This is a genomic window from Streptomyces sp. NPDC031064 (genome assembly GCF_055570965.1).
Map to the genome: position 1 here is coordinate 766,905 of NZ_JBVIGF010000003.1, position 22,010 is coordinate 788,914.

Annotated in this window: 26 protein-coding genes; 20 read left to right on the forward strand and 6 right to left on the reverse strand. The window is 72.2% G+C overall.

Features of this window, described 5'->3' with window-relative positions; all coding sequences use genetic code 11:
* Positions 1-117: 117 nt before the first annotated feature.
* The 13 genes from sufD to ACZ46W_RS14565 all read left to right on the forward strand — a co-directional run bounded on the left by sufD (position 118) and on the right by ACZ46W_RS14565 (position 8,912).
* A complete protein-coding gene (gene sufD, locus ACZ46W_RS14505; RefSeq protein WP_468336534.1) occupies positions 118-1,299 on the forward strand; it encodes a Fe-S cluster assembly protein SufD in 1,182 nt (393 codons plus the stop codon).
* The gene (locus ACZ46W_RS14510; protein ID WP_073752594.1) at positions 1,299-1,616 is read left to right on the forward strand and encodes a non-heme iron oxygenase ferredoxin subunit; all 318 of its coding nucleotides are present in this window, start codon (positions 1,299-1,301) and stop codon (positions 1,614-1,616) included. The genes sufD and ACZ46W_RS14510 overlap by 1 nt, the downstream gene beginning before the upstream one ends.
* A gap of 7 nt (positions 1,617-1,623) precedes the next feature.
* Positions 1,624-2,388 (forward strand): Fe-S cluster assembly ATPase SufC, encoded by a 765-nt coding sequence (sufC, locus tag ACZ46W_RS14515; protein WP_468336538.1) that lies wholly within the window; start codon positions 1,624-1,626, stop codon positions 2,386-2,388.
* Positions 2,385-3,641 (forward strand): cysteine desulfurase, encoded by a 1,257-nt coding sequence (locus ACZ46W_RS14520; protein WP_468336541.1) that lies wholly within the window; start codon positions 2,385-2,387, stop codon positions 3,639-3,641. The genes sufC and ACZ46W_RS14520 overlap by 4 nt, the downstream gene beginning before the upstream one ends.
* An 8-nt stretch (positions 3,642-3,649) precedes the next feature.
* A complete protein-coding gene (gene sufU / locus ACZ46W_RS14525) occupies positions 3,650-4,114 on the forward strand; it encodes a Fe-S cluster assembly sulfur transfer protein SufU (RefSeq protein ID WP_366130058.1) in 465 nt (154 codons plus the stop codon).
* A 125-nt stretch (positions 4,115-4,239) separates the two neighbouring features.
* Positions 4,240-4,554, forward strand: a complete 315-nt coding sequence (locus ACZ46W_RS14530; protein ID WP_366130256.1) for a metal-sulfur cluster assembly factor — start codon at positions 4,240-4,242, stop codon at positions 4,552-4,554.
* 69 nt (positions 4,555-4,623) lie between these two features.
* Positions 4,624-4,989, forward strand: a complete 366-nt coding sequence (locus ACZ46W_RS14535) for a VOC family protein (protein ID WP_468336545.1) — start codon at positions 4,624-4,626, stop codon at positions 4,987-4,989.
* 24 nt (positions 4,990-5,013) lie between these two features.
* Complete coding sequence (locus ACZ46W_RS14540) at positions 5,014-5,334, forward strand: DMT family transporter (RefSeq protein ID WP_366130056.1); 321 nt, start codon at positions 5,014-5,016, stop codon at positions 5,332-5,334.
* Positions 5,334-5,882 (forward strand): TetR/AcrR family transcriptional regulator, encoded by a 549-nt coding sequence (locus tag ACZ46W_RS14545; protein ID WP_468336548.1) that lies wholly within the window; start codon positions 5,334-5,336, stop codon positions 5,880-5,882. Before ACZ46W_RS14540 ends, ACZ46W_RS14545 begins: the two co-directional genes overlap by 1 nt.
* 61 nt (positions 5,883-5,943) lie before the next feature.
* Positions 5,944-6,543 (forward strand): RNA polymerase sigma factor, encoded by a 600-nt coding sequence (locus ACZ46W_RS14550; RefSeq protein ID WP_468336551.1) that lies wholly within the window; start codon positions 5,944-5,946, stop codon positions 6,541-6,543.
* The gene (locus ACZ46W_RS14555) at positions 6,536-7,450 is read left to right on the forward strand and encodes a hypothetical protein (protein WP_468336554.1); all 915 of its coding nucleotides are present in this window, start codon (positions 6,536-6,538) and stop codon (positions 7,448-7,450) included. Before ACZ46W_RS14550 ends, ACZ46W_RS14555 begins: the two co-directional genes overlap by 8 nt.
* A gap of 180 nt (positions 7,451-7,630) precedes the next feature.
* A complete protein-coding gene (gene dapD, locus ACZ46W_RS14560; RefSeq protein ID WP_468336556.1) occupies positions 7,631-8,614 on the forward strand; it encodes a 2,3,4,5-tetrahydropyridine-2,6-dicarboxylate N-succinyltransferase in 984 nt (327 codons plus the stop codon).
* Between the two features lie 91 nt (positions 8,615-8,705).
* Entirely contained in the window at positions 8,706-8,912 is a 207-nt protein-coding gene (locus tag ACZ46W_RS14565) for a hypothetical protein (protein WP_468336559.1), read from the forward strand.
* Here ACZ46W_RS14565 and dapA read toward each other — a convergent pair.
* Positions 8,888-9,814 carry a 4-hydroxy-tetrahydrodipicolinate synthase gene (gene dapA, locus ACZ46W_RS14570; RefSeq protein WP_468336562.1) on the reverse strand — a complete coding sequence of 309 codons (927 nt, stop codon included), beginning with the start codon at positions 9,812-9,814 and terminating at the stop codon, positions 8,888-8,890. The two genes, ACZ46W_RS14565 and dapA, sit on opposite strands and share 25 nt — an antisense overlap.
* A 144-nt stretch (positions 9,815-9,958) precedes the next feature.
* Here dapA and ACZ46W_RS14575 point away from each other — a divergent pair, with 144 nt between their 5' ends.
* The 4 genes from ACZ46W_RS14575 to ACZ46W_RS14590 all read left to right on the forward strand — a co-directional run bounded on the left by ACZ46W_RS14575 (position 9,959) and on the right by ACZ46W_RS14590 (position 11,733).
* On the forward strand, positions 9,959-10,348 hold the full coding sequence (locus tag ACZ46W_RS14575) for a phage holin family protein (RefSeq protein ID WP_468336565.1): 390 nt from the start codon (positions 9,959-9,961) through the stop codon (positions 10,346-10,348).
* Positions 10,345-10,602 (forward strand): DUF3618 domain-containing protein, encoded by a 258-nt coding sequence (locus ACZ46W_RS14580; RefSeq protein WP_468336568.1) that lies wholly within the window; start codon positions 10,345-10,347, stop codon positions 10,600-10,602. The genes ACZ46W_RS14575 and ACZ46W_RS14580 overlap by 4 nt, the downstream gene beginning before the upstream one ends.
* Before the next feature lie 9 nt (positions 10,603-10,611).
* Positions 10,612-10,896 carry a DUF4235 domain-containing protein gene (locus tag ACZ46W_RS14585; RefSeq protein WP_468336571.1) on the forward strand — a complete coding sequence of 95 codons (285 nt, stop codon included), beginning with the start codon at positions 10,612-10,614 and terminating at the stop codon, positions 10,894-10,896.
* Between the two features lie 123 nt (positions 10,897-11,019).
* Positions 11,020-11,733 (forward strand): antibiotic biosynthesis monooxygenase, encoded by a 714-nt coding sequence (locus ACZ46W_RS14590; protein ID WP_468336573.1) that lies wholly within the window; start codon positions 11,020-11,022, stop codon positions 11,731-11,733.
* 9 nt (positions 11,734-11,742) lie between these two features.
* On the opposite strand, the gene ACZ46W_RS14595 is transcribed toward ACZ46W_RS14590, so the two are convergent.
* The gene (locus ACZ46W_RS14595) at positions 11,743-13,638 is read right to left on the reverse strand and encodes an endonuclease/exonuclease/phosphatase family protein (protein ID WP_468336576.1); all 1,896 of its coding nucleotides are present in this window, start codon (positions 13,636-13,638) and stop codon (positions 11,743-11,745) included.
* 195 nt (positions 13,639-13,833) lie between these two features.
* Between ACZ46W_RS14595 and ACZ46W_RS14600 the strand changes: the two genes are divergently transcribed.
* Positions 13,834-15,297, forward strand: a complete 1,464-nt coding sequence (locus tag ACZ46W_RS14600) for a hypothetical protein (protein ID WP_468336579.1) — start codon at positions 13,834-13,836, stop codon at positions 15,295-15,297.
* A 212-nt stretch (positions 15,298-15,509) separates the two neighbouring features.
* Here ACZ46W_RS14600 and ACZ46W_RS14605 read toward each other — a convergent pair whose 3' ends face one another.
* The 3 genes from ACZ46W_RS14605 to ACZ46W_RS14615 form a co-directional block, all read right to left on the reverse strand.
* Positions 15,510-16,277 carry an SDR family NAD(P)-dependent oxidoreductase gene (locus tag ACZ46W_RS14605; protein WP_468336582.1) on the reverse strand — a complete coding sequence of 256 codons (768 nt, stop codon included), beginning with the start codon at positions 16,275-16,277 and terminating at the stop codon, positions 15,510-15,512.
* A 10-nt stretch (positions 16,278-16,287) separates the two neighbouring features.
* Positions 16,288-17,502: a TerD family protein gene (locus ACZ46W_RS14610; protein ID WP_468336585.1), complete on the reverse strand. Its 1,215-nt coding sequence runs from the start codon at positions 17,500-17,502 to the stop codon at positions 16,288-16,290.
* A 71-nt stretch (positions 17,503-17,573) separates the two neighbouring features.
* Positions 17,574-18,383 carry an NAD-dependent epimerase/dehydratase family protein gene (locus ACZ46W_RS14615; RefSeq protein WP_468336588.1) on the reverse strand — a complete coding sequence of 270 codons (810 nt, stop codon included), beginning with the start codon at positions 18,381-18,383 and terminating at the stop codon, positions 17,574-17,576.
* A gap of 257 nt (positions 18,384-18,640) precedes the next feature.
* Here ACZ46W_RS14615 and ACZ46W_RS14620 point away from each other — a divergent pair, with 257 nt between their 5' ends.
* Positions 18,641-19,570, forward strand: coding sequence for a 5-dehydro-4-deoxyglucarate dehydratase (locus ACZ46W_RS14620; RefSeq protein ID WP_468336591.1), 930 nt, complete (start codon positions 18,641-18,643; stop codon positions 19,568-19,570).
* Positions 19,567-20,748 (forward strand): hypothetical protein, encoded by a 1,182-nt coding sequence (locus tag ACZ46W_RS14625; protein ID WP_468336594.1) that lies wholly within the window; start codon positions 19,567-19,569, stop codon positions 20,746-20,748. The genes ACZ46W_RS14620 and ACZ46W_RS14625 overlap by 4 nt, the downstream gene beginning before the upstream one ends.
* Here ACZ46W_RS14625 and ACZ46W_RS14630 read toward each other — a convergent pair.
* Positions 20,717-21,919, reverse strand: coding sequence for an MFS transporter (locus ACZ46W_RS14630; protein WP_468336597.1), 1,203 nt, complete (start codon positions 21,917-21,919; stop codon positions 20,717-20,719). The two genes, ACZ46W_RS14625 and ACZ46W_RS14630, sit on opposite strands and share 32 nt — an antisense overlap.
* Positions 21,920-22,010: the final 91 nt, after the last annotated feature.

Below are 22,010 nucleotides of genomic sequence, written 5' to 3' on the forward strand. Positions count from 1 at the left end.
CCCCGGGCTCACCCGCCGTGAGTCCAGTGAGCCGCCCGCAGGGCGACCCGGCCCCGGCCGGCCCCGCCCCGCGGGCAGCGAACGCACCGAACGCAGAAAGCGAGCAGACCGACAGCCATGGCTGAGGCTCAGAACATCCCGGTGGGCTCCACCACCGCCGGCTCCATCGCGGTGGCCGCCGAGTCCACCGTCGCCACGCGCATGAGCGCGCCCCCGTCCTTCGACGTCGCGGACTTCCCCGTCCCGCACGGCCGCGAGGAGGAGTGGCGGTTCACGCCGCTGGAGCGGCTGCGCGGTCTGCACGACGGCACCGCGATCGCCACCGGCGACGGCGTCCGCGTCGAGGTGGCGGCCCCCGAGGGCGTCACCGTCGAGACCGTCGGCCGCGAGGACGCGCGGCTCGGCAAGGCCGGCACGCCGGTGGACCGGATCGCCGCCCAGGCGTACTCCGGCTTCGAGAAGGCCTCGGTCGTCACCGTGCCCAAGGAGACCGTGCTCAGCGAGCCGATCCGGATCTCCGTGCACGGCGAGGGCGGCACCGCCTTCGGCCACCAGGTGATCGAGCTCGGCGCGTTCGCCGAGGCCGTCGTGGTCATCGACCACACCGGTGACGCGGTCCTCGCCGCCAACGTCGACTACCTCATCGGCGACGGCGCCAAGCTCACCGTCGTCTCCATCCAGGACTGGGACGAGAAGGCCGTCCACGTCGCCCAGCACAACGCGCTGGTCGGCCGCGACGCGTCCTTCAAGTCGGTCGTCGTCACCTTCGGCGGTGACGTCGTGCGCCTGCACCCCCGCGTGAAGTACGCCGCGACCGGCGGCGAGGCCGAGCTGTTCGGCCTGTACTTCACCGACAAGGGCCAGCACCAGGAGCACCGCCTCCTCGTCGACCACAACACCCCGCACTGCAAGTCGAACGTCGCCTACAAGGGCGCGCTCCAGGGCGACGAGGCGCACGCGGTGTGGATCGGTGACGTCCTCATCCAGGCCGCGGCCGAGGGCACTGACACCTACGAGATGAACCGCAACCTGGTTCTGACCGACGGCGCCCGCGTCGACTCCGTGCCGAACCTGGAGATCGAGACCGGTGAGATCGCCGGTGCCGGTCACGCCTCGGCCACCGGCCGCTTCGACGACGAGCAGCTCTTCTACCTGATGGCTCGCGGCATCCCGGAGACCGAGGCCCGCCGCCTCGTCGTCCGTGGCTTCTTCGCCGAGCTCGTCCAGCAGATCGGCCTGCCGGACGTCGAGGAGCGCCTGATCGCCAAGATCGAGGCCGAGCTGGAGGCGTCCCTCTGATGCCCTTCGTCCGAGCCTGTGGGCTGAGCGAGCTGGAGGAGGACACCCCGAAGCGGGTGGAACTCGACGGCACGCCCATCTCCATCGTCCAGACCGAGGGCGAGGTGTTCGCGATCCACGACATCTGCTCGCACGCGAACGTCTCGCTGTCGGAGGGCGAGGTCGAGGACTGCCAGATCGAGTGCTGGCTGCACGGGTCCGCCTTCGACCTCCGCACCGGCAAGCCGTCCGGCCTTCCCGCGACGCGCCCCGTCCCCGTATACCCCGTAAAGATCGAAGGGGACGATGTGCTCGTCTCCGTCACCCAGGAGTCCTGAGTCACCCATGGCAACGCTTGAAATCCGCGACCTGCACGTCTCCGTCGAGGCCGACAACGCCACGAAGGAGATCCTCAAGGGCGTCGACCTGACCGTGAAGCAGGGCGAGACCCACGCCATCATGGGCCCCAACGGCTCCGGCAAGTCGACGCTCGCGTACTCGCTCGCGGGTCACCCCAAGTACACGATCACCAGCGGCACCGTCACCCTCGACGGCGAGGACGTCCTGGAGATGTCCGTCGACGAGCGCGCCCGCGCGGGGCTCTTCCTCGCCATGCAGTACCCGGTCGAGGTCCCGGGCGTCTCGGTGAGCAACTTCCTGCGCACCTCCGCCACCGCCGTCCGCGGCGAGGCCCCCAAGCTGCGCACCTGGGTGAAGGAGGTCAAGGAGGCCATGGAGCGCCTCAGCATGGACCCGTCCTTCGCCGAGCGCAACGTCAACGAGGGCTTCTCCGGCGGTGAGAAGAAGCGCCACGAGATCCTCCAGCTCGAGCTCCTCAAGCCGAAGGTCGCGATCCTCGACGAGACCGACTCCGGCCTGGACGTCGACGCGCTGCGCATCGTCTCCGAGGGCGTCAACCGCGTCCGCGAGAGCGGCGAGGTCGGCACCATGCTGATCACGCACTACACGCGCATCCTCCGCTACATCAAGCCGGACTTCGTCCACGTCTTCTCCGCCGGCCGGATCGTCGAGTCGGGCGGCCCCGAGCTCGCCGACAAGCTGGAGAACGAGGGCTACGAGTCGTACACGAAGGGTGGCGCATCCGCGTGACACAGCTGCCGGGCCTTCTCGACACCGAGGCGATCCGCAAGGACTTCCCGATCCTCGACCGGGTGCTCCACGACGGCAAGAAGCTCGTGTACCTGGACAACGCGGCGACCTCGCAGACGCCGCGCCAGGTCCTCGACGTGCTGAGTGAGTACTACGAACAGCACAACGCCAACGTGCACCGCGGCGTGCATGTGCTGGCCGAGGAGGCCACGGCGCTGTACGAGGGTGCGCGCGACAAGGTCGCCGCCTTCATCAACGCGCCGAGCCGCGACGAGGTGATCTTCACCAAGAACGCCTCGGAGTCGCTCAACCTCGTCGCCAACATGCTGGGCTGGGCCGACGAGCCCTACCGGGTCGACCACGAGACCGAGATCGTCATCACGGAGATGGAGCACCACTCCAACATCGTTCCGTGGCAACTGCTCTCGCAGCGCACCGGCGCGAAGCTGAAGTGGTTCGGCCTGACCGACGACGGCCGTCTCGACCTGTCCAACATCGACCAGGTCATCACCGAGAAGACGAAGATCGTCTCCTTCGTGCTGGTCTCCAACATCCTGGGCACGCTCAACCCGGTCGAGGCGATAGTCCGCCGGGCCCAGGAGGTCGGCGCGCTGGTGCTGATCGACGCGTCGCAGGCCGCCCCGCACATGGTGCTGGACGTACAGGCGCTCCAGGCCGACTTCGTCGCGTTCACCGGCCACAAGATGTGCGGCCCGACCGGCATCGGTGTGCTGTGGGGCCGCCAGGAGCTGCTGGAGGACCTCCCGCCGTTCCTCGGCGGCGGCGAGATGATCGAGACCGTGTCGATGAGCTCGTCGACGTACGCCCCGGCGCCGCACAAGTTCGAGGCGGGTACGCCCCCGATCGCCCAGGCCGTCGGCCTCGGCGCGGCCGTGGACTACCTCACCTCGATCGGCATGGACAACATCGCGCGCCACGAGCACGTGATCACCGAGTACGCGGTCCGCCGCCTCCAGGAGGTCCCCGACCTGCGGATCATCGGCCCGGTGACGGCCGAGGACCGCGGCGCCGCGATCTCCTTCGTCCTCGGTGACATCCACCCGCACGACGTGGGCCAGGTCCTCGACGAGCAGGGCATCGCCGTCCGGGTCGGCCACCACTGCGCGCGGCCGGTCTGCCTCCGGTACGGAATTCCTGCGACCACGCGGGCGTCGTTCTATCTGTACTCCACGCCGGCCGAGGTCGACGCCCTGGTCGAAGGCCTGGAGCACGTCCGGAACTTCTTCGGCTAGGAGCGGGTGTGAAGCTGGATTCGATGTACCAGGACGTCATCCTGGACCACTACAAGAACCCGCACGGGCGGGGCTTGCGGGACGGCGACGCCGAGGTGCACCACGTCAACCCGACGTGCGGCGACGAGATCACGCTGCGCGTGAAGTACGACGGGTCGCGGATCGCGGACGTGTCGTACGAGGGCCAGGGCTGCTCCATCAGCCAGGCATCCGCCTCGGTCCTGAATGAACTCCTCGTCGGCAAGGAACTCGCCGAGGCGCAGAAGATCCAGGCCACCTTCCTGGAGCTGATGCAGTCCAAGGGCAGGATCGAACCCGACGACGCGATGGAGGAGGTGCTGGAGGACGCGGTCGCGTTCGCCGGCGTCTCCAAGTACCCGGCCCGGGTGAAGTGCGCCCTGCTGAGCTGGATGGCCTGGAAGGACGCGACCGCCCAGGTGATGGGTGACGGCGCGGAGAGGAACACCGCATGACTGAGAACGACACGGCCGGGAAGCTCGCGGCCGGCGGCGAGACGGCCGGGACGCAGCAGGCGACCGGCGGCGACACGGCCGAGGCGGTCGCGGCCACGCCCGCGACCGGAGGCGGCACGGCACAGATGAAGCCGGCGTCCGAGGAGGAGATCCGCGAGGCGCTGTACGACGTGGTCGACCCCGAGCTGGGCATCGACGTGGTCAACCTCGGCCTCATCTACGGCATCCACATCGACGACTCCAACATCGCGACCCTGGACATGACGCTGACGTCGGCGGCCTGCCCGCTGACCGACGTGATCGAGGACCAGGCGAAGGCCGCGACCGACGGCATCGTCAACGAGCTGAAGATCAACTGGGTCTGGATGCCGCCGTGGGGTCCGGACAAGATCACGGACGACGGCCGGGAGCAGCTCCGCGCGCTCGGCTTCAACGTCTGACGTCTTCGGCGTCCGCGCCTTCGGCCTTTTCGGCTGCGACGGCCATGCCTGCCAGGCACACTGGCGGGCATGGCCGTTTCTCTGTACCAGATCGCGATCGACACCCATGACGCCCCGGCGCTCGCCCGGTTCTGGACCGAGGTCCTGGACTGGAAGGTCCTCTACGAGGACCCGGAGGAGATCGTCATCGGCGCTGACGAGACCGCGATGCCGGGCATCGTCTTCCTCACCGTCCCGGAGGGGAAGACCGTCAAGAACCGGCTCCACCTGGACCTGGCGCCGGACGACCAGGCCGCCGAGGTGGACCGGATCATCGGCCTCGGGGCGCGCCGGGTGGACGTCGGGCAGGGCGACGACGTGACCTGGGTGGTCCTCGCGGACCCCGAGGGCAACGAGTTCTGCGTGCTGCGGCCGAAGAAGTCGCTCGTGGCGTGAGCGCCCGTGTGTACGCTCGTACACATGGGATACGGAATGCTCGCCGCCGCCATCGCGGCGGAGGTGGCCGGCACGACGGCCATGAAGTACAGCGAGGGCTTCACCCGGCTGTGGCCCTCGCTGATCACCGTCGCGGGCTACCTGCTCGCCTTCGGCCTGCTCGCGCAGACCCTCAAGACGCTGTCCGTGGGCACCGCGTACGCGATCTGGGCCGGAGTGGGCACCGCGGCCGTCGCCGCGATCGGGATGCTCTTCCTGAACGAGTCCACCAGCCTCGTCAAGGTCACCGGTATCGCCCTGGTCATCGCCGGTGTGGTCGTCCTCAACCTCGGCGGGGCCCACTGATGGCGGCCCGCGCGCCGCGCCGGTACGACCCCGACCGGCGCACCCGCATCATCGACGCGGCGATCCGGGTCGTCGGGCGCGCCGGCATCGCGGGGCTGAGCCACCGCACGGTGGCGGCGGAGGCGGACGTGCCGCTCGGCTCGACCACGTACCACTTCGCCTCCCTCGACGAACTGCTGGTCGCCGCGCTGCGCCGGGCCGGCGAGGGCTTCGCCGCGGCCGTCCGCGACAGCGGCGCGCTCACCGACCCCGGGGCGGACCTCGCGGCGGAGCTCGCCCGGCTGATGGGGCGGTGGCTCGGCGGCGAGCGCACGGGCGTGGAGCTGGAGTACGAGCTGTACCTCGCCGCCCTCCGGCGCCCCGCGCTGCGGCCCGTCGCCGCCGAGTGGACGGGCGACCTGGTCACCGTCCTGGCCACCCGGACGGACCCGGCCACCGCCCGCGCGCTCGCCGCCCTCATGGACGGCATCTGCCTCCAGGTGCTGCTGACGGACACGGCGTACGACGAGGAGTACGCCGCTGGGATGCTGGGGCGACTGCTCGCGTGAACCCGATCCGGGGCCGCGGGGAACAGAGGGTGTGACCACACCCGTAACAGACGGAGACCCCGTGACCGGCCCACCGGGCAGCGACGACGCGACCGTCATAGCCACCTCCCTGGAGCGGCCGGAGGTCTTCGCCGAGCTGTACAGCCGGTACGCCGCCGACATCCACCGCTACGCCGCCCGGCGGCTGGGCGACGCGGCCGCCGACGACATCACCGCGGACACGTTCCTCGCCGCGTTCCGGGCCCGCGCGCGCTACGACCTGGGCCGCGCGAACGCCCGCCCCTGGCTGTACGGCATCGCCGCCAACCTGATCGGCAAGCAGCGCCGTACCGAGGTCCGCGCCCTGAACGCACTGGCCCGCACCGGGCACGACCCGGTCGCCGAGTCCTGGGTGGACCACGCCGACGACCGCGTCACCGCCCAGGCCGCCCAGGGTCCCCTGGCCGGAGCGCTCGCGGCCCTGTCCGGCGGCGACCGGCACGTCCTGCTGCTGGTCGCCTGGGCGGACCTGACGTACCAGGAGGTCGCCGAGGCGCTCGCCATCCCGGTCGGCACGGTCCGCTCACGGCTCAACCGGGCGCGCAAGAAGGTACGGGCGGCGCTCGGCGACTGCGACCCCACCCTCGTACACGACTTCGCCACGGAGGTCACCCATGGATGAGATGCGGACGCTCCAGGACTTCCGCGCGGACGCCCCCACCCCGGACCGCGCCCGCCTCGCCCCCGGCCGCCAACGCCTCCTCGACGAAGCCGCCCGCCCGCGGCGGTGGGGCGCCCGTCCCGGCCGGTGGCTCGCGGTCGTCGGCGCGGCGGCGGGCGTGGCCGTCGCGGCGGTCCTCGTCACCCAGGTCCTGCCCCCGGCGGACGCGCCCCGGGTGAAGGCCGACCGCGCGGCCTCGACCGCCGTGCCCACCGACGGGCAGTGGCTCTACGAGAAGACCCTCACCCGCCAGTCGACGCTCAACTTCCGCGACGACCTCAATCCCGTCACGGAGAAGGGCGCCCCGCCCTACGGCGAGTTCACGGTGGAGACCTGGACGCAGTACGGCAGCGGCAAACGGCGCACCACGCTGCCGGGCGGCAACCTGGACTCCGTGATCCAGTCGTCCGAACCGCCCAAGAGCCTGCGCCGCAAGGTGGCGGATCTTCCCGACGACCCGAAGCAGGTGCTGAAGGCCCTTACCGCCATCGACTCCGCCGGGGGCGACTACCAGCGGATCCACTTCACCTACACCCGGGTGGACACCATCCCGCCCGAATCCCGGCTGTCCCTCTTCCGCGCGCTGACGTCGATCCCCGGAGTCGTGGTCCGGGAGGATCGCGTCGAGGACGCGCTGGGCCGGCCGGCCGTGGCGGTCCACGTCTCGGACGACAACCCGTTCACCGAGGAGACGCACCGCCGGCAGGAACTGCTCCTCGACCCCGAGACCTACGAGTACCGGGGCGAGCGCACGGTGCTGCTGTCCGGCGGCATGATCGACTCCAAGGTGACGACGAAGGAGACCATCATCCAGGTGTCGGCCGTCGAGCGGCCCGGCGCCGTGAACGCGCCCGGCAAGCGTCCCTGACCGCTCCCGGCCGACCGCCCGCCCCGGCACGGGGGTCCGGGGGGGGCGCGGCGGCCGGGGCGACGGGCTGGGCCCGCCGAAGTGACGGGCCGGGGCGACGGGCCGGGGTTACGGGCCGGTGGGCGACCGGGACGTGAGACCGGTTCGCCCGGGTGGTGGGGCGCCGGTTAGGTTTCTGGCATGACTTCTGCACCTCGCACCACCGGCGCCGTCGCCGCCGGCCTTGCCACCATCGCCGGTGACGGCACCGTTCTCGACACCTGGTTCCCGGCCCCCGAGCTCGTCGCCGAGCCCGGGCCCGCGGGGACCGAGCGGCTCACCTCCGACCAGGCCGTGAACCTCCTCGGCGAAGGCGCCGCCAAGGCCGTCGGCGTCGACGCCCGCCGCGGCGTCGAGGTCGTCGCCGTACGCACCGTCATCGCCTCCCTGGACGACAAGCCGCTCGACACGCACGACGTCTACCTCCGTCTGCACCTGCTCAGCCACCGGCTCGTCAAGCCGCACGGCCAGAGCCTGGACGGGATCTTCGGGCTGCTCGCCAACGTGGCGTGGACCTCCCTCGGCCCCGTCGCCGTCGACGACCTGGAGAAGGTCCGGCTCAACGCCCGCGCCGAGGGCCTGCACCTCCAGGTCACCAGCGTCGACAAGTTCCCGCGCATGACCGACTACGTCGCGCCCAAGGGCGTCCGCATCGCCGACGCCGACCGCGTGCGGCTCGGCGCGCACCTCGCCGCCGGGACCACCGTCATGCACGAGGGCTTCGTCAACTTCAACGCCGGCACGCTCGGCACCTCGATGGTCGAGGGCCGCATCTCCGCGGGCGTCGTCATCGGGGACGGCAGCGACATCGGCGGCGGCGCCTCCACCATGGGCACCCTCTCCGGCGGCGGCAACGTCGTCATCTCCGTCGGCGAGCGCTGCCTGATCGGCGCCGAGGCGGGCGTCGGCATCGCCCTGGGCGACGAGTGCGTCGTCGAGGCCGGTCTCTACATCACCGCCGGTACGCGCGTCACGATGCCCGACGGCCAGATCGTCAAGGCCCGTGAGCTCTCCGGCGCCTCCAACATCCTCTTCCGCCGCAACTCGGTCACCGGCACCGTCGAGGCCCGCCCGAACAACGCGGTGTGGGGCGGTCTGAACGACATCCTCCACAGCAACGACTGATTCGTGTGATGGTGCGTGACCTTTCCGCCACTCGGGTGGATAAGCAGGTTGCGCACGGTCACACGATTCGGCAAGGCGAGGGACGGTTCATATGAGGATCAGCAGGCTGGTCGTACCGGGTGTGTTCGCGCTGGCGGCCCTCGTCTCGCCGGGCGTCGCCCACGCCGACGAGGCCCACAGCGGGTCCGACAACGGTCACCGGGTGACGCTGCTGTCGATCGGCCAGATCGACGACCCGATGGAGGACGTGCTGGAGCACGTCGCCATCCTCGGTCACAACAAGGTCGTCGGCTCCTGAGCCGCTTGATCCCTCAGCCCCTCGTACGCCGCCCTCAGCCCGTCGACCGCCTCCCGGTCGGCGGGCTGAAGCGGTTCGCGGACCGGGCCCGCGTCCAGCAGCGCCTTCACCGTCACCGTGCCCGGCAGGCCGGACGACATCATCAGCTCCGCCAGCCCGATCGTGAGCTGGTTCAGCCGGGCCGCCAGCGCGGTGTCGCCCGCGTCGAACGCGTCCAGCACCGCCCGCATCCGGCCGGGTGCCACATTGGCGACCGTACTGATGAAACCCGCGCCGCCGATCGCGTACAGCGGGAGGTTCATCTCCTCGCAGCCCGAGTAGTACGCCAGTGACGTGCGGGCCAGCACCTTGGTCGTGCCGAGCAGGTCGTACGCGCAGTCCTTGACGGCCACGATCCGCGGGTGCTCGGCCAGCCGCAGCACCGTCTCCGGCTCGATGCGCGTGCCGGTGCGGCCGGGGATGTCGTACAGCGCCAGGGGCAGACCGGTCGCGTCCGCCACCCGCCGGAAGTGGGCCTCGACGGCCGCCTGGGGCGGGCGGCTGTAGTACGGGGGGATCACCAGCAGGCCGTCCACGCCCGCCCGCTCCGCCTGGCGGGCCAGCTCCACCGTGTGCGCGGTGTCCGCCGTGCCGACGCCCGCCACGAGGGCGACGCCCGGGCCCAGCGCGTCCCGCACCGCCCGTACCAGCGCGGCCTTCTCGGCGTCCGTCGTGGTCGGGGACTCGCCGGTGGTGCCGTTCAGCACCAGACCGTCGCAGCCCCCGGCCACCAGGTCGGCGGCGAGCCGCTGCGCCCGGTCCAGGTCCAGCTCCCCGGAGGCGGTGAAGGGCGTGACCATCGCGCACAGGGCGCGGCCGAAGGGACGAGGGGGCGGCCCGGAAGGTGAGGCGATGAGGGTCATGATCGCAGTCTGCGGTGGCACGACGGTGTAGGTCTACTTAGATCTTCTTCGGGCTAAGGGGAAGTGTTGCTGAAGGATCGGCTGGTTCCGGGCCCGCCCGGCGGGGTACCCGAAGCTTCCCGTACGAGATGGGAGGCGATCCGCGTGGCCGGAGAACCGTCGGTCGGCGAGCTGGTGAAGCAGGCGTCGGAACAGCTCTCCGACCTGGTGAAGACCGAGATGCGCACCGCGCAGGCCGAGATGATGCAGAAGGGCAAACGCGCGGGCAAGGGCGGCGGGATGCTGGGCGCCGCGGCAGCGGTCGGCTATGTCGGGCTCATCGGCGTGTGGGCCACCGTGGCCGCGGCGCTGGCGATACCGCTCGACGTATGGCTGGCCGTCCTCATCGCGACGGCACTGTTCCTGGCGCTGGCCGGTGTGCTCGCCCTGCTGGGCCGCGCACAGCTCAAGCGCGCGGTGCCGCCCAAACCGGAGCGGGCCATCGACGGTGTGCGTTCGGACGTCCACGAGATCAAGGAGAGGGTCCACCGATGACACGGGACACCCACCGGAGCCCGGGACCTGACGAACTCCGCCTCCAGGCGGCACGCAAACGGCAGGAACTGGGCGAGACCATCGACCAGTTGATGGCCAAGACGGACGTGAAGGCGCGCGCCGCCCACCTGGTGCACGACAAGACCCCGGAACCGGTACGCGAACATCCGCGCCGGCTCCTCGCGGCGGTCGCCGTGGTCGTGGCCGCGGGTGTCGTGCTCTGGCAGCTCCGGCGCACCGGGAAGTGGGGGTGAGCGCGGGAAATGGCGAAGCAGCCCAAGAAGAAGCGCAAGCAGAAGCTGCTCTACCGGCCCGTCGGCATCCTCCTCGGCATGGCGAGCGGTGCGGTGGCCAGCGCCCTGTTCTCCCGCGCGTGGGCGGCGATCGGGAGCGGCGACGCCCCGGACGCCATGGACGAGGAACGGCAGTGGAAGGAGATCCTGCTGGCCGCCGCCCTGGAGGGCGCCATCTTCGCGGTGGTCAAGGCCGCGGTGGACCGCTCCGGCGCGGTCGGGGTCCGGCGCCTGACGGGCACCTGGCCGGGCTGAGCCCGGGGCGGGGCTGACGGGCGTACGTACGCCCTTGACCTCAACCGCACTTCACTTCCGAGCATGGTCATGCGAGCCGCGCCACACGGGTGGCGCGGTGTCCCATCCCCGAGAGGACACGACATGACCGTGATCAGCGAGCCCCACGCCCGCCCGGACCTGCGCCGCCCCGGCGTCGGTGTCGTCAAGGTCAGCACCTGGCGCGTCGGCACGCCGGAACGGCAGCGGGCCACCGTCGACGCCATCGAGGCGACGTGGCGGAAGCGGGACTGGCCGGACGTGGGGCTGCTCTCGTACAGCGTCCACATCGGCGAGGACGGGGACACGCTGCTGCACTACTCGCAGTGGACGGACGAGGAGGCCTACCAGGAGTTCTCCCGGACCCACCGGGACGGCAGGAACGCGGAGATCGACGCCGCCGTGCCCGGCATCGAGCGGGTCCGGCTGTACTCCTACGAGCGCTACCGCAGCGGTGCGCTGAACCCCGACGACACCCGCGTACCCGGCTGCGTGGTGATCGTGGACGTCGAGTTCGACGGTCCGGACGCCGAGCGCCAACGCGACTGGGTGGACGGGGTGTTCGAGGCGCTGGAGACCGACCCGAACCCGCATCCGGGCGGGATCTCCGGGCACTTCCACGTCAGCCTCGACGGGACCCGGGTGCTCAACTACGCCGAGTGGGAGAGCGCCGAGGCCCACCAGGAGGCGCTGGCGGCGCCCGGCGACGGGGTGGGGTCGGACACGCCGCAGTGGCGCAGGGTGCGGACCTACCCCGGGGTCGTTGGCGGCGGCGTGAAGCGGTACACGCCCGCGCTGAGCCTCAGCGCGGGCGCGTAGCTCACCGGGTCACGGGCGGAAGCGCAGCACCTGCGGGTCGTGGTCGCTGTTCTGCTCGGCGAACTCGGCGTTGATGTGCACGCTGTCGTACTCGAAGTGGCGGATCGACGGGCTGGTCAGGATCTGGTCCAGCACCTGGCTGTTGCCCTGGAACACGTACGAGTAGCGCTCGCTGCGCGGCAGCGACGTGACGGCCGCGTACAGCGCGCCGCCGTCCGTCAGCGCCTTCGTCGTCTCGGAGAACTCGAAGTCGTTGATGTCGCCGAGCACGACGACGTCGGCGGTGCGCTGGACGTCGAGGATGTCCTTGACGAAGGTGTTGACGGCCTTGGCCTGCTGGATGCGCTTGACCTCGGAGGAACGGTTCGGCGGCTGGCGGTGCGAGACCAGCGACTCGTCGCCGCCCTTCGAGCCGAAGTGGTTGGCGATCACGAAGACCGTACGGCCCCGGAAGGTGAACTCGCCCGCCAGCGGCTTGCGGCTGTTGTCCCACGCCGTGTTCGCCGGGTCGATCCGGCCGGGGGAGTGGGTCAGGGCCGCCCGCCCCTTCTCCCGTACGACACCCGTCGCCGTCGCCGCGTCGCCGCCCGCGCGGTCCGTGAACGACACGCGCTCGGGGTTGAAGAGGAAGACCTGGCGGATGTTGCCGCCCGGCTCGCCGCCGTCCTTGTTGTTGGCGGGGTCGATGCTGCGCCACTCGTACGCCGGGCCACCGGCCACGGTGATCGCGTCCGTGAACTTCTTCAGCGTCTGGTCGGCGGCGACCGTGCCGTCGTTCTTGGCGCCGTTGTTGTCCTGGATCTCCTCCAGGGCGACGATGTCGGGCGACGCCAGGTTCTCCACGACCGCCTTCGCGAGGGCGTCGAACTTCTCCTGCGGGTCGGACGGGTCGAGGTTCTCGACGTTGTACGTCGCCACCGCGAGCTCGCTGCGGTGCTGCTTCTCGGTCGTCTCGCGCTCCAGGCCGCGGTCCGCCACCGTGCCGAGGGTGCGGGCGGTGAGGGTGTAGCCGCCGAACTGGTTGAAGTCCAGCGGGCCCTCGGTCGTGCCGGTCAGCCAGTCGCCCACGTTCGCCTTCGGGAACGGCTGCTGCGAGAGCGGAACCAGCGACTGGACCTTGAGGCGGCCGGTGTTCTGGGAGGTGTACGAGCCGTAGACCGTGCCGCCGCGCCGGTTGTCGTTCTCGTGCGGCTTCACCGTCACCCACAGCTCGGCGTGCTCGTTCGTGGCGTTGACGATCCGGGAGGAGCCGATGCGGACGTTGGTGCCCTCCAGGGACTCGTAGTAGTCCAGGGCGTACGTGCCGGGCTCAAGGGTCCGGCCGTTGATGGACCCGCCGGCCGCCGGGTCGCCCTCGGGCGCGTACGCGGCGGGGACGGAACGGGCCGTGACGGTGGTCGGCGCGGGGAGCGCGTTGCCGGAGGAGACGACGGTGACGGTGGGCTTGGTGATCTGGGTGAGCGACTGGTTGCCGGACGAGTTGCCGCCCGGGACGTACTCGGTGACCGTGCCGGAGACGGTGACCGCGTCGCCCACGGCGACGGTCGGGGCGGAGCCGGTGTAGACGAAGACGCCCTCGCTGGTGGCCGGGTTGTCGTCGCCCTGCGGGTCCTGGAGCCAGAAGCCGCGCGAGCCGTACGCGCGTACGCCGGTGACGATGCCGGGGACGGCGGTGACCTGCTTCCCGGCCAGCGGGGATATCCGGGTGGTGCCCTGGATGTCGTGGACGCGTATCGCGTCGGCGGTGGTGCCCGCCGGGTCGGCCGCGGTCGCCGATCCGGCGGCGATCAGGCCAGCGGCGAGGGCGGTGGCGACGACGGCCGAGACGGCGGCGGTTCGCGACGAGGTCCGCGGCGAGGTGCGCGGCGCGGATCTCGGCGCGGATCTCGGGAGGGAGGAAGACATCACAGGACTCCGGTGGTCGTGGGAGGTACTGAGCGGTAGCTCTACGCGCGTCAATCTCTTGGCTGGGGCCTGTACTTGTCAAGGGTTCGCGGGTGGCCGGGTCTTGACCGGTACATGAACGGCTGGGTGGGTGCGCGAATGCGTCTACGCTGGGGGCCGCCCGATCCCCACGTACGTCCCGAGGAGAGACCGCTGATGTCGTCGGATCGCCCCACCCTGCCGCCGGTGCGGCTGCCCTCGGACGCGGAGCTCGCGCGGGACGCGCTCGTCGCCCCGCTGCTGGCCCGGGCCGTCCGGCTCGCCCGCTGGGCGGGGCCCGAGACCAGGGTCGGCGCCGGCGGTGAGCTCGTCGAGGAGCAGTTGCCGGCCGCCGCCGAGGCGCTCGGGCTCACCCCGGACGACGACGGCGCGGCGTACGCCAGCGAGGCGTGGCGGGTCGCCGTCGACACCGGGCTCGTGGTGGTCGACGACCCGCAGGAGGACGAACACGGCGGCGACGGCGGTGCCGTCGAGGCGGGCGGGCAGCTCGCGCTGGTCACCGGCGGGGCACCCCAGGACGTTCTGGCGCTGTGGCTGGACGCCCTGGAGACGGCGCTCGCCGACGCGACCGCGCCGCTGCTCGACGACCTCGCGGACGCCTTCGGCGAGGACGGCGACCTCGATCTGGACGCGCTGGACTGGGACCCGCAGCGCGAGGCCGAGTTCCTCGACGGCGTCCTCGCCAACCTGTACCTCCTGACCGTCACGGAGGGCGGCGCCGGGGACGCGCCGGTGCCGCTGCCCGCGCTCGCCGCGTCGATGATCGTGCCCGACGACATGGGCGAACCGACCGACGACATCCTGGAACAGGTGTCGGAGGCCATGATGCGGCTGGACGACCAGTTCCGGGTGCTGGAGCCGGTCGGACTCGTCGAGTACCAGCCGGTCGACGAGGCGCTGATGGCGGAGGAGGACGAGGAGCCGCCCGCGTCGGTGGGTGACGACGAGGACGTGTCGCGGTACGGGATGGTGAAGCTGACCCCGCTCGGGCTGTACGGCGTCCGCGCCCGGATGCTGGAGGCGGGCATGGACGCGCCTGCCGTGGGCGACCTGGCCGACAAGGGCGCGGACGTGCTGCTCGACGGGGTGGCCCACTACCCGGAGGCGTCGGCGCGGGCCGAGACGCAGACGTGGCTGGCCCGCCGCGAGCCGCTGCCGGCGGCGCGCGAGCTGCTCGCGGCGGCGAAGGGCGCGGACGCCGGCTCGCCCCTGCGCCGGCTCCGCTGCCAGCAGGCCCTGTCCCTGGTGGGCGCGGAGGCGGAAGAGGCGGTACGGGAGGTCCTGGGCGACCCCGAACTCGGCGGACTCGCGCGGGTCTGGCTCGCGGAGCGCGGCGCGGCCAACGTGCCGCCCCCGCCGGAGCCCATGATCTTCTGGCTGGCCATCGACACGATCGCCGCCCAGCTCGACGCGGCGGGCGGCGGCGACCTGGACGAACTCCAGGAACTCGTCGAGGGGCTGACCAGCCAGCACAGCGGCTTCTTCGACGCGGCGTGGCGGGTGGAGCACCCGGCCACGCCGGAAGTCCTGGAGGCCATGGGCCGCCTGCACCGCGACAAGCGAGTGGCCAAGGAAGCCCGCAAAGCCGCGTTCAAGGCCCGCTCACGAGCGGGCGGCTGACGGGGACGGTGCCCTTTCCCGGTGACCCCGGGTGCGGCCCGGTGGGCGGCGGCCGCCGCCGGTGGGTGGGGGCGTGGCCCCTCCGGGCTCACCTCCTCGAGGCCGGCGGCCTTGGGTTACGGGCTTGGGAGCCCACCCTTTGCCGCCGGCCTCTGCGGGGGCGACCCTGCACGGCCCCGCCCAGGCCGGACGCCGGGTGCGGACCGGGGGGATCAAGTGCGGAGGTGGGACGCTCCGTTGAGGTCCAGGATCGTGCCCGAGGACCATTCGGCCGCCGGGGAGGCGAGCCAGAGCACCGCCGCCGCGATCTCCTCGGGTGCGGCCACCCGCCCGAAGGGGCTCTGGGCGCGGATCGCGTCGCCTTCCGGGCCGGTCAGGCGGGGCGCGACGCGTTCCGTGGCGAAGAAGCCGGGCGCGACCGAGGCGACGGCGATGCCGTACGGCGCGAGCGAGACCGCCAGGGACTGGCCCAGGGCGTGGACGGCCGCTTTGGTGGCGCCGTAGGCGGGGTGGTCCGGTTCGCCCCGGAAGGCGCCCCGGGAGCCGATGTTGACGATGCGTCCGCCCGTGCCCTGGTCGATCATGCGGCGCGCGGCCAGGTGGCTGAGGCTCGCCGTGGCGAGGAGGTTGACCGCGACGTGCTGCTGCCAGGCCGTCACCCACTCCTCGTACGGCGTCTCGGGCAGCGGGTGACGGGTGTTCACCGCCGCGTTGTTGACGAGGACGTCCAGGCCGCCGAGCGCGGAGGCGGCGGCGTCCGTGACGCGGGCCGCCTCCGCCGGGTCGGTGAGGTCGCCGCCCGTCAGGACGTGGCCCGTGCCCGGAAGGGAGTCGAGGGTCGTACGGGCCTCGTCGGCGCGCGACGAGTAGTGCACCGCGACCCGGTCGCCGTTCGCGGCGAAGGCCTGGGCAACCGCGCGCCCGAGGCCCCGGGATGCACCGCTGACGAGGACACGGCGGCCGGTGTCGGGGAGGGGCATGGACGTCCCCTCACAGAGCCTGGGCGGCAGGCTTGACCATGCCCCGTACGGTCCGCGACTTCACGAACTCGCCCATGGCGGTCATCTCCCACTCACCCGAGAACTGCTTGATGAGCTTGGCCATCATGACGCCGGTCTGCGGCTCGGCCGAGGTGAGGTCGAAGCGCACCAGCTCCTCGCCGGTCGCCGCGTCCATCAGCCGGCAGTACGCCTTGGCGACCTCGGTGAACTTCTGGCCGGAGAAGGAGTTGACCGTGAAGACCAGGCCCGTGGCGTCCGCGGGGAGCCGGCCGAGGTCGACCACGATCACCTCGTCGTCGCCGGCGCCCTCGCCGGTGAGGTTGTCGCCGGAGTGCTTGATGGCGCCGTTGAGGATGCTCAGCTTGCCGAAGTAGCAACTGTCGAGGTGGTTGCGCTGGGGGCCGTACGCGATGACGGAGGCGTCGAGGTCGATGTCCTTGCCCCGGAACGCGGGTTCCCAGCCGAGGCCCATCTTGACCTGGGAGAGCAGCGGGCGGCCGCCCTTGACGAGGGAGACGGTCTGGTTCTTCTGGAGGCTGACCCGGCCCTTGTCGAGGTTGATCTTCCCGGTGCCGGGCGCCGGAGCGGCGGGCGGCGCCGGGGGCGCGGGCGGGGTGGCCCGGGTCACCGGCGGGGGCGCCTGGGCAGGGGCAGGGGCAGGGGCAGGGGCGGGGGCGGGCGCGGGGGCGGCCTGTGCCGGCTCCTCGTCGACCGAGACGCCGAAGTCGGTGGCGATGCCGGCCAGCCCGTTGGCGTACCCCTGGCCGACGGCGCGGGCCTTCCAGGCGCCGCCCCGGAGGTAGACCTCGACCACGATCAGCGCGGTCTCCGTGCCGAGCCGTGGCGGGGTGAAGGTGGCGAGCACGCTGCCGTCGTCGGCGTTGCGGATGGTCGCGGTGGGTTCGATGCCCTGGAAGGTCTGCCCCGGGGCGTCCGGGCTCGCGGTGACGACGATCTTCTCGATGCCGGGCGGGATGGCGGCCGTGTCCACGATGATCGCGTCGGGTGTCGTGCCGCCGCCGGACCGGTAGGTCACGCCCGGTCCGGACGGCTGGTTGTAGAAGATGAAGTCGTCGTCGGAGCGCACCTTGCCGTCGGCGGTGAGCAGCAGGCCCGATACGTCGAGGCGCACGGGCGCGGCGACGTCCACCGCCACGCGGGTGGCGGGAAGGGGGATGTTCGAGCCGGGGGTCATAGCTGTCATGCCGGGGTAACGAGCGAGGCCGCTTTGCCGTTCCCTTACCTTGGGCCACTCCGGTTACCGTCACCCGGTTGTCAGTGGGGCCACTGGGGCGGGTGGGTGCAGAAGTGGCCGCCCAGGTGGGCGTGGTCGGGGTTGGCGTCGTCCAGTTCGCCGTGCTCGGCGATGAGCTTCTCGGCGTACTGCTCGGAGTCGTCCTGGGGCTCGTAGCCCAGCGCCCGGGCCGTCGAGAGGTCCCACCACAGGCGGGTGTTGGCGGACGAGCCGTGAACGACGGTGTGTCCCACGCCCTCGGCGGTGAGGGCGGCGTGGAAGAGGCGGGCGCAGTCGCCGGGGCTCAGCCAGACCGACAGCATCCGTACGGAGGTGGGCTCCATGAAGCAGGAGCCGATCCGTACGGAGACGGTTTCGATGCCGTGCAGGTCCCAGTAGAGCTGCGCCAGGTCCTCGCCGAAGCACTTCGACAGGCCGTAGTACGTGTCGGGGCGGTGCGGGGTGTCGACCGGGATGAGGGGGTCAGCCCCGCGCGGGCGCGGGGTGAAGCCCACCGCGTGGTTGCTGGAGGCGAACAGGACCCGGCTCACGCCCTCCCGGCGGGCCGCCTCGTAGAGGTTGTACGTCCCTTCGATGTTGGCGCGCAGGATCTTGTCGAAGGACGCCTCCAGGGAGATGCCCGCCAGGTGGATGACGGCGTCGACGCCCCGGACGGCCTCGCGCAGCGCCTCCTTGTCGGCGAGGTCGGCGGTGATGGCGGCTGGTTCGCCCTCGATGGGGGTGACGTCGAAGAGACGCAGCTCGTAGCCGTACGCCGGCAGCAGCCCTCGCATCAGGGTGCCGAGGCCGCCGGCGGCTCCGGTGAGCAGGACCGTGCGGGGAACGGGCATGGGCGGATCTCCTTGGTAGGGCGGCATGCTTACGTACGTGAGCGGCATTCACATGCGTAGACACGCTAGAGAGCGGCTCCGAACACCGTCAAGTGTGGCGGCGAGCGGTCAACTCCGCCCTTGAGTTGCGGATTTACGGCAATCCACCGCCTTGACCGGCCCAAAGGGGCGGGTCTAGCGTGGCGTCGTTCAGAAACGTGGACGCCGATCATAATTGTGCACGACGCCTTTTGTGGACGCCTATTCAGGGAGCGCCCGTGTCCTCAGCCCCGCTCGCCGGCCGACTCGACGGCCTGCTCTTCTTCCCCGTCACCGCGTACGGGCCCGACGGCGCGCTCGACCTCGACGCGTTCCGCGCGCACGTGCGCGCCGGGGTCGAGGCCGGCGCCGGCGCGGTCTTCGCGTGCTGTGGCACGGGCGAGTTCCACGCCCTCACGCCCGAGGAGTACCGCGCCTGCGTGGCCGCCGCCGTCGAGGAGACCGCCGGACGGGTGCCGGTCGTGGCCGGTGCCGGATACGGCACCGCCCTCGCGATCCGGTACGCCGGGCTCGCCGAGGAGGCGGGCGCCGACGGGCTGCTCGCCATGCCGCCCTACCTCGTCGTCGCCGACCAGCGAGGGCTGCTGCGCCACTACACCGCCCTGGCCGGGGCCACCGGCCTCGACGTCATCGTCTACCAGCGCGACAACGCCGTGCTCGCTCCGGAGACCGTGGTGGAACTGGCACGGGTCGACGGCGTCATCGGGCTCAAGGACGGGCACGGCGACCTGGATCTGATGCAGCGCATCGTCAGCGCCGTACGTGCCGAAGGGCTGGACCTGCTGTACTTCAACGGCCTGCCCACCGCCGAACTCACCGGCCTCGCGTACCGGGGCATCGGCGTCACGCTCTACTCCTCCGCCGTCTTCTGCTTCGCCCCCGACATCGCCCTCGCCTTCCACCGGGCACTGAACAGCGGCGACGACGAGACGGTCGACCGGCTCATCGACGGCTTCTACCGGCCCCTGGTCGAACTGCGGGCCAAGGGGCGGGGATACGCCGTCTCGCTGGTCAAGGCGGGCGTACGGCTGGGCGGTCTGGACGTCGGCGAGGTCCGGCCGCCGCTCAGCGAGCCCGCGCCCGGCCACGTCAAGGAGCTCGCCGAGATCATCGAGCGGGGCCGCGCCCTGCTGGGGGACCGGCGATGAGGGCCTCCGCCTTCGTCTACCCCTGGGACGTCATCGGCGACCCGGACGCCGCCGCGCGCCTCGTGGACCTCGGGGTCCAGCAGGTCACCCTCGCCTCCGCGTACCACTCCACCCGCGCCCTGACGCCACGGCACCCGGCCCACCGCCTGGTCACCGCCGAGTACGCCGCCGTCCTCTACCCGCCGGACCCCTCCCGCTGGGCGCGGCACGGACTGCGGCCGTACCGGGCGGGGGACTGGGCGCCCGGCGACGCGTACGGGGAGGCGGCCGGGGCCCTGGAGGCCGCGGGGCTGGACGTCCACAGTTGGGTGGTCCTCGCGCACAGCTCCCGCCTCGGCGCCGAGCACCCCGAAACCTCCGTGGTCAACGCCTACGGCGACCGCTACCCGTGGGCGCCCTGCATCGCGCAGCCCGCCGTGCGGGACCACCTCGTCGAGCTGGCCGCCGAGGCGGCCGTACGGCCAGGGGCGCGCGGCACCGAACTGGAGTCGTGCGGCTGGTACGGGATGGCCCACCTGCACGCCCACGACAAGATCGCGGGCGTCGCCCTCGGGGACGCCGCGCAGTACCTGATGTCCCTGTGCTTCTGCGCCGCCTGCCACGCCGGTTACGAGGAACAGGGCCTGGACCCGGAGCAACTGTCCGCAGCCGTGCGCCGCGCCCTGGACCCCGTCTGGGCCTCGGGAGGATCACCCGACGCGGGGTGGCCCGCCGTCGAGCGACTGCTGGGCGCCGGCCTCGCCCCGGCCACGCTCGCCTGGCGCACCCACGCCGCCCGCGCCCTCCAGGAGGCGGCCGTCGCCGCGGTACGGGCGGCCGCGCACCCGGCCTTCCAGGTCCTGCTGCACGCCGACCCCGCCCCGTACCGCACGGGCGCCAACGCCGGCGTGGACCCCGCGCACATCCTGACCGTCGCGGACGGCGTCGTCCTGCCCTGCACGGGCGGCGGCGCGGAGACGGTACTGCCGCCGTTCGCCGCCCACGCGCGCGTGGACACCGTCCTGGCGGCCAACTTCACGGTGGTGACCGGCATGGGAGGGTCCCCGTCCACGCTCGCCGCCGACGCCGCCCGGGCCCGCGAGCTGGGCGCCACCGAACTGCGCCTCTACCACGCGGGCCTGGCCTCCGGCCCGGACCTGGACGCCGTCAGGGCCGCCCTGACCCGCCCGGCCGCCTGAGCAGCGCCAGGGCGAGCACCAGGCCCGCCGCCGCCAGCAGCGGCAGCAGGACACGTACGTCCACGACGGCGACCAGGGCCGCGCCCAGCGCCAGGGCCAGCGCGTTCGGGACGAACAGGAGCGTGTTGGCGGTGGCGGCGGTGCGGCCCAGGACCGCGTCCGGGGTCCGGTGCTGCACCGCCGTCAGCGCGCCGACCAGCACGCACGGCAGGCCCACGCCGATGAGCCCGGCGCACACCAGCGCCGTCGCGTCGTAAGGCAGCGCCCGCCCGCCCACCGCGACGGCGAACAGCGCGATGCCCGCCGCCATGAACCCCCGCTCGCCCAGCCGCCGCAGCAGCGGCCCCGCCGCCACCCCGGCGACCACCGAACCGGCACCCTGGACCGCGTACAGCACCCCCACGAACTCGGGCGGACGCCCCAGGACGTCGTCGACGACCGCGTAGATCACCGCCCCGTTCAGCCCGGCCAGCCACATGGCGGCCGCGCCCGCCAGCACCAGCGGCCGCAGCGCCGCCGACCGCCACACGTACCGCGCCCCCTCCCACGTCCCGGCAAGGCCCACCCCGCCGGTCCGCTCCGGCGGCTCCTCCTCCCGGACCCGCAGCAGCGCGAAGACCCCGGCCGCCAGCGCGAACGTCACCGCGTCCAGGACCACCACCGGCGCCCCGCCGAACCGCGCGAACAGCGCCGCGCCCGTCAGCGGCGCGATCAGTTTCATGCCCTCGTTGGCGGTCATCCGCAGCCCGTTGAGGTCGCCGAGCAACTCCTTGCCGACCGCCCTCGGCACCAGCGCCGCCTCGGCCGCGTCCTGCACGGCGCCGGCCGTCCCGTAGACGAACAGCACCGCGAACAGCAGCCACACGCGCCGGTCCGAGTCCACCAGCAGCAGCACCGGCAGCAGCACGGCCATGCCGAGGTTCACCCGCACCAGCAGCGGCCGGCGGCGCGTCCGGTCGGCGAGCGTGCCCAGCACGGGGCCCGCCAGGGCCGGCGCCCACATCGCGAACACCGTCAGCGCGGCCAGACCGTCCGAGCCGGTCAGGGACTTGACCCAGATGCCCGCCACCAGCCACATCCCGGCCGAGCCGAAGCCGGAGACCACGACCCCGGACAGATACAGCCGCGCGTTGCGGTCCGCGAGGACCCGTCCCGTCGATCCGTTCGCCATGCCGCCAGCGTGCGGACTAAGGACCGGCGACCGGATCGGGCACCTTCCCCAACTCCCGAGCCGGGAATCTCAACGCACGGGTTTTGTCATA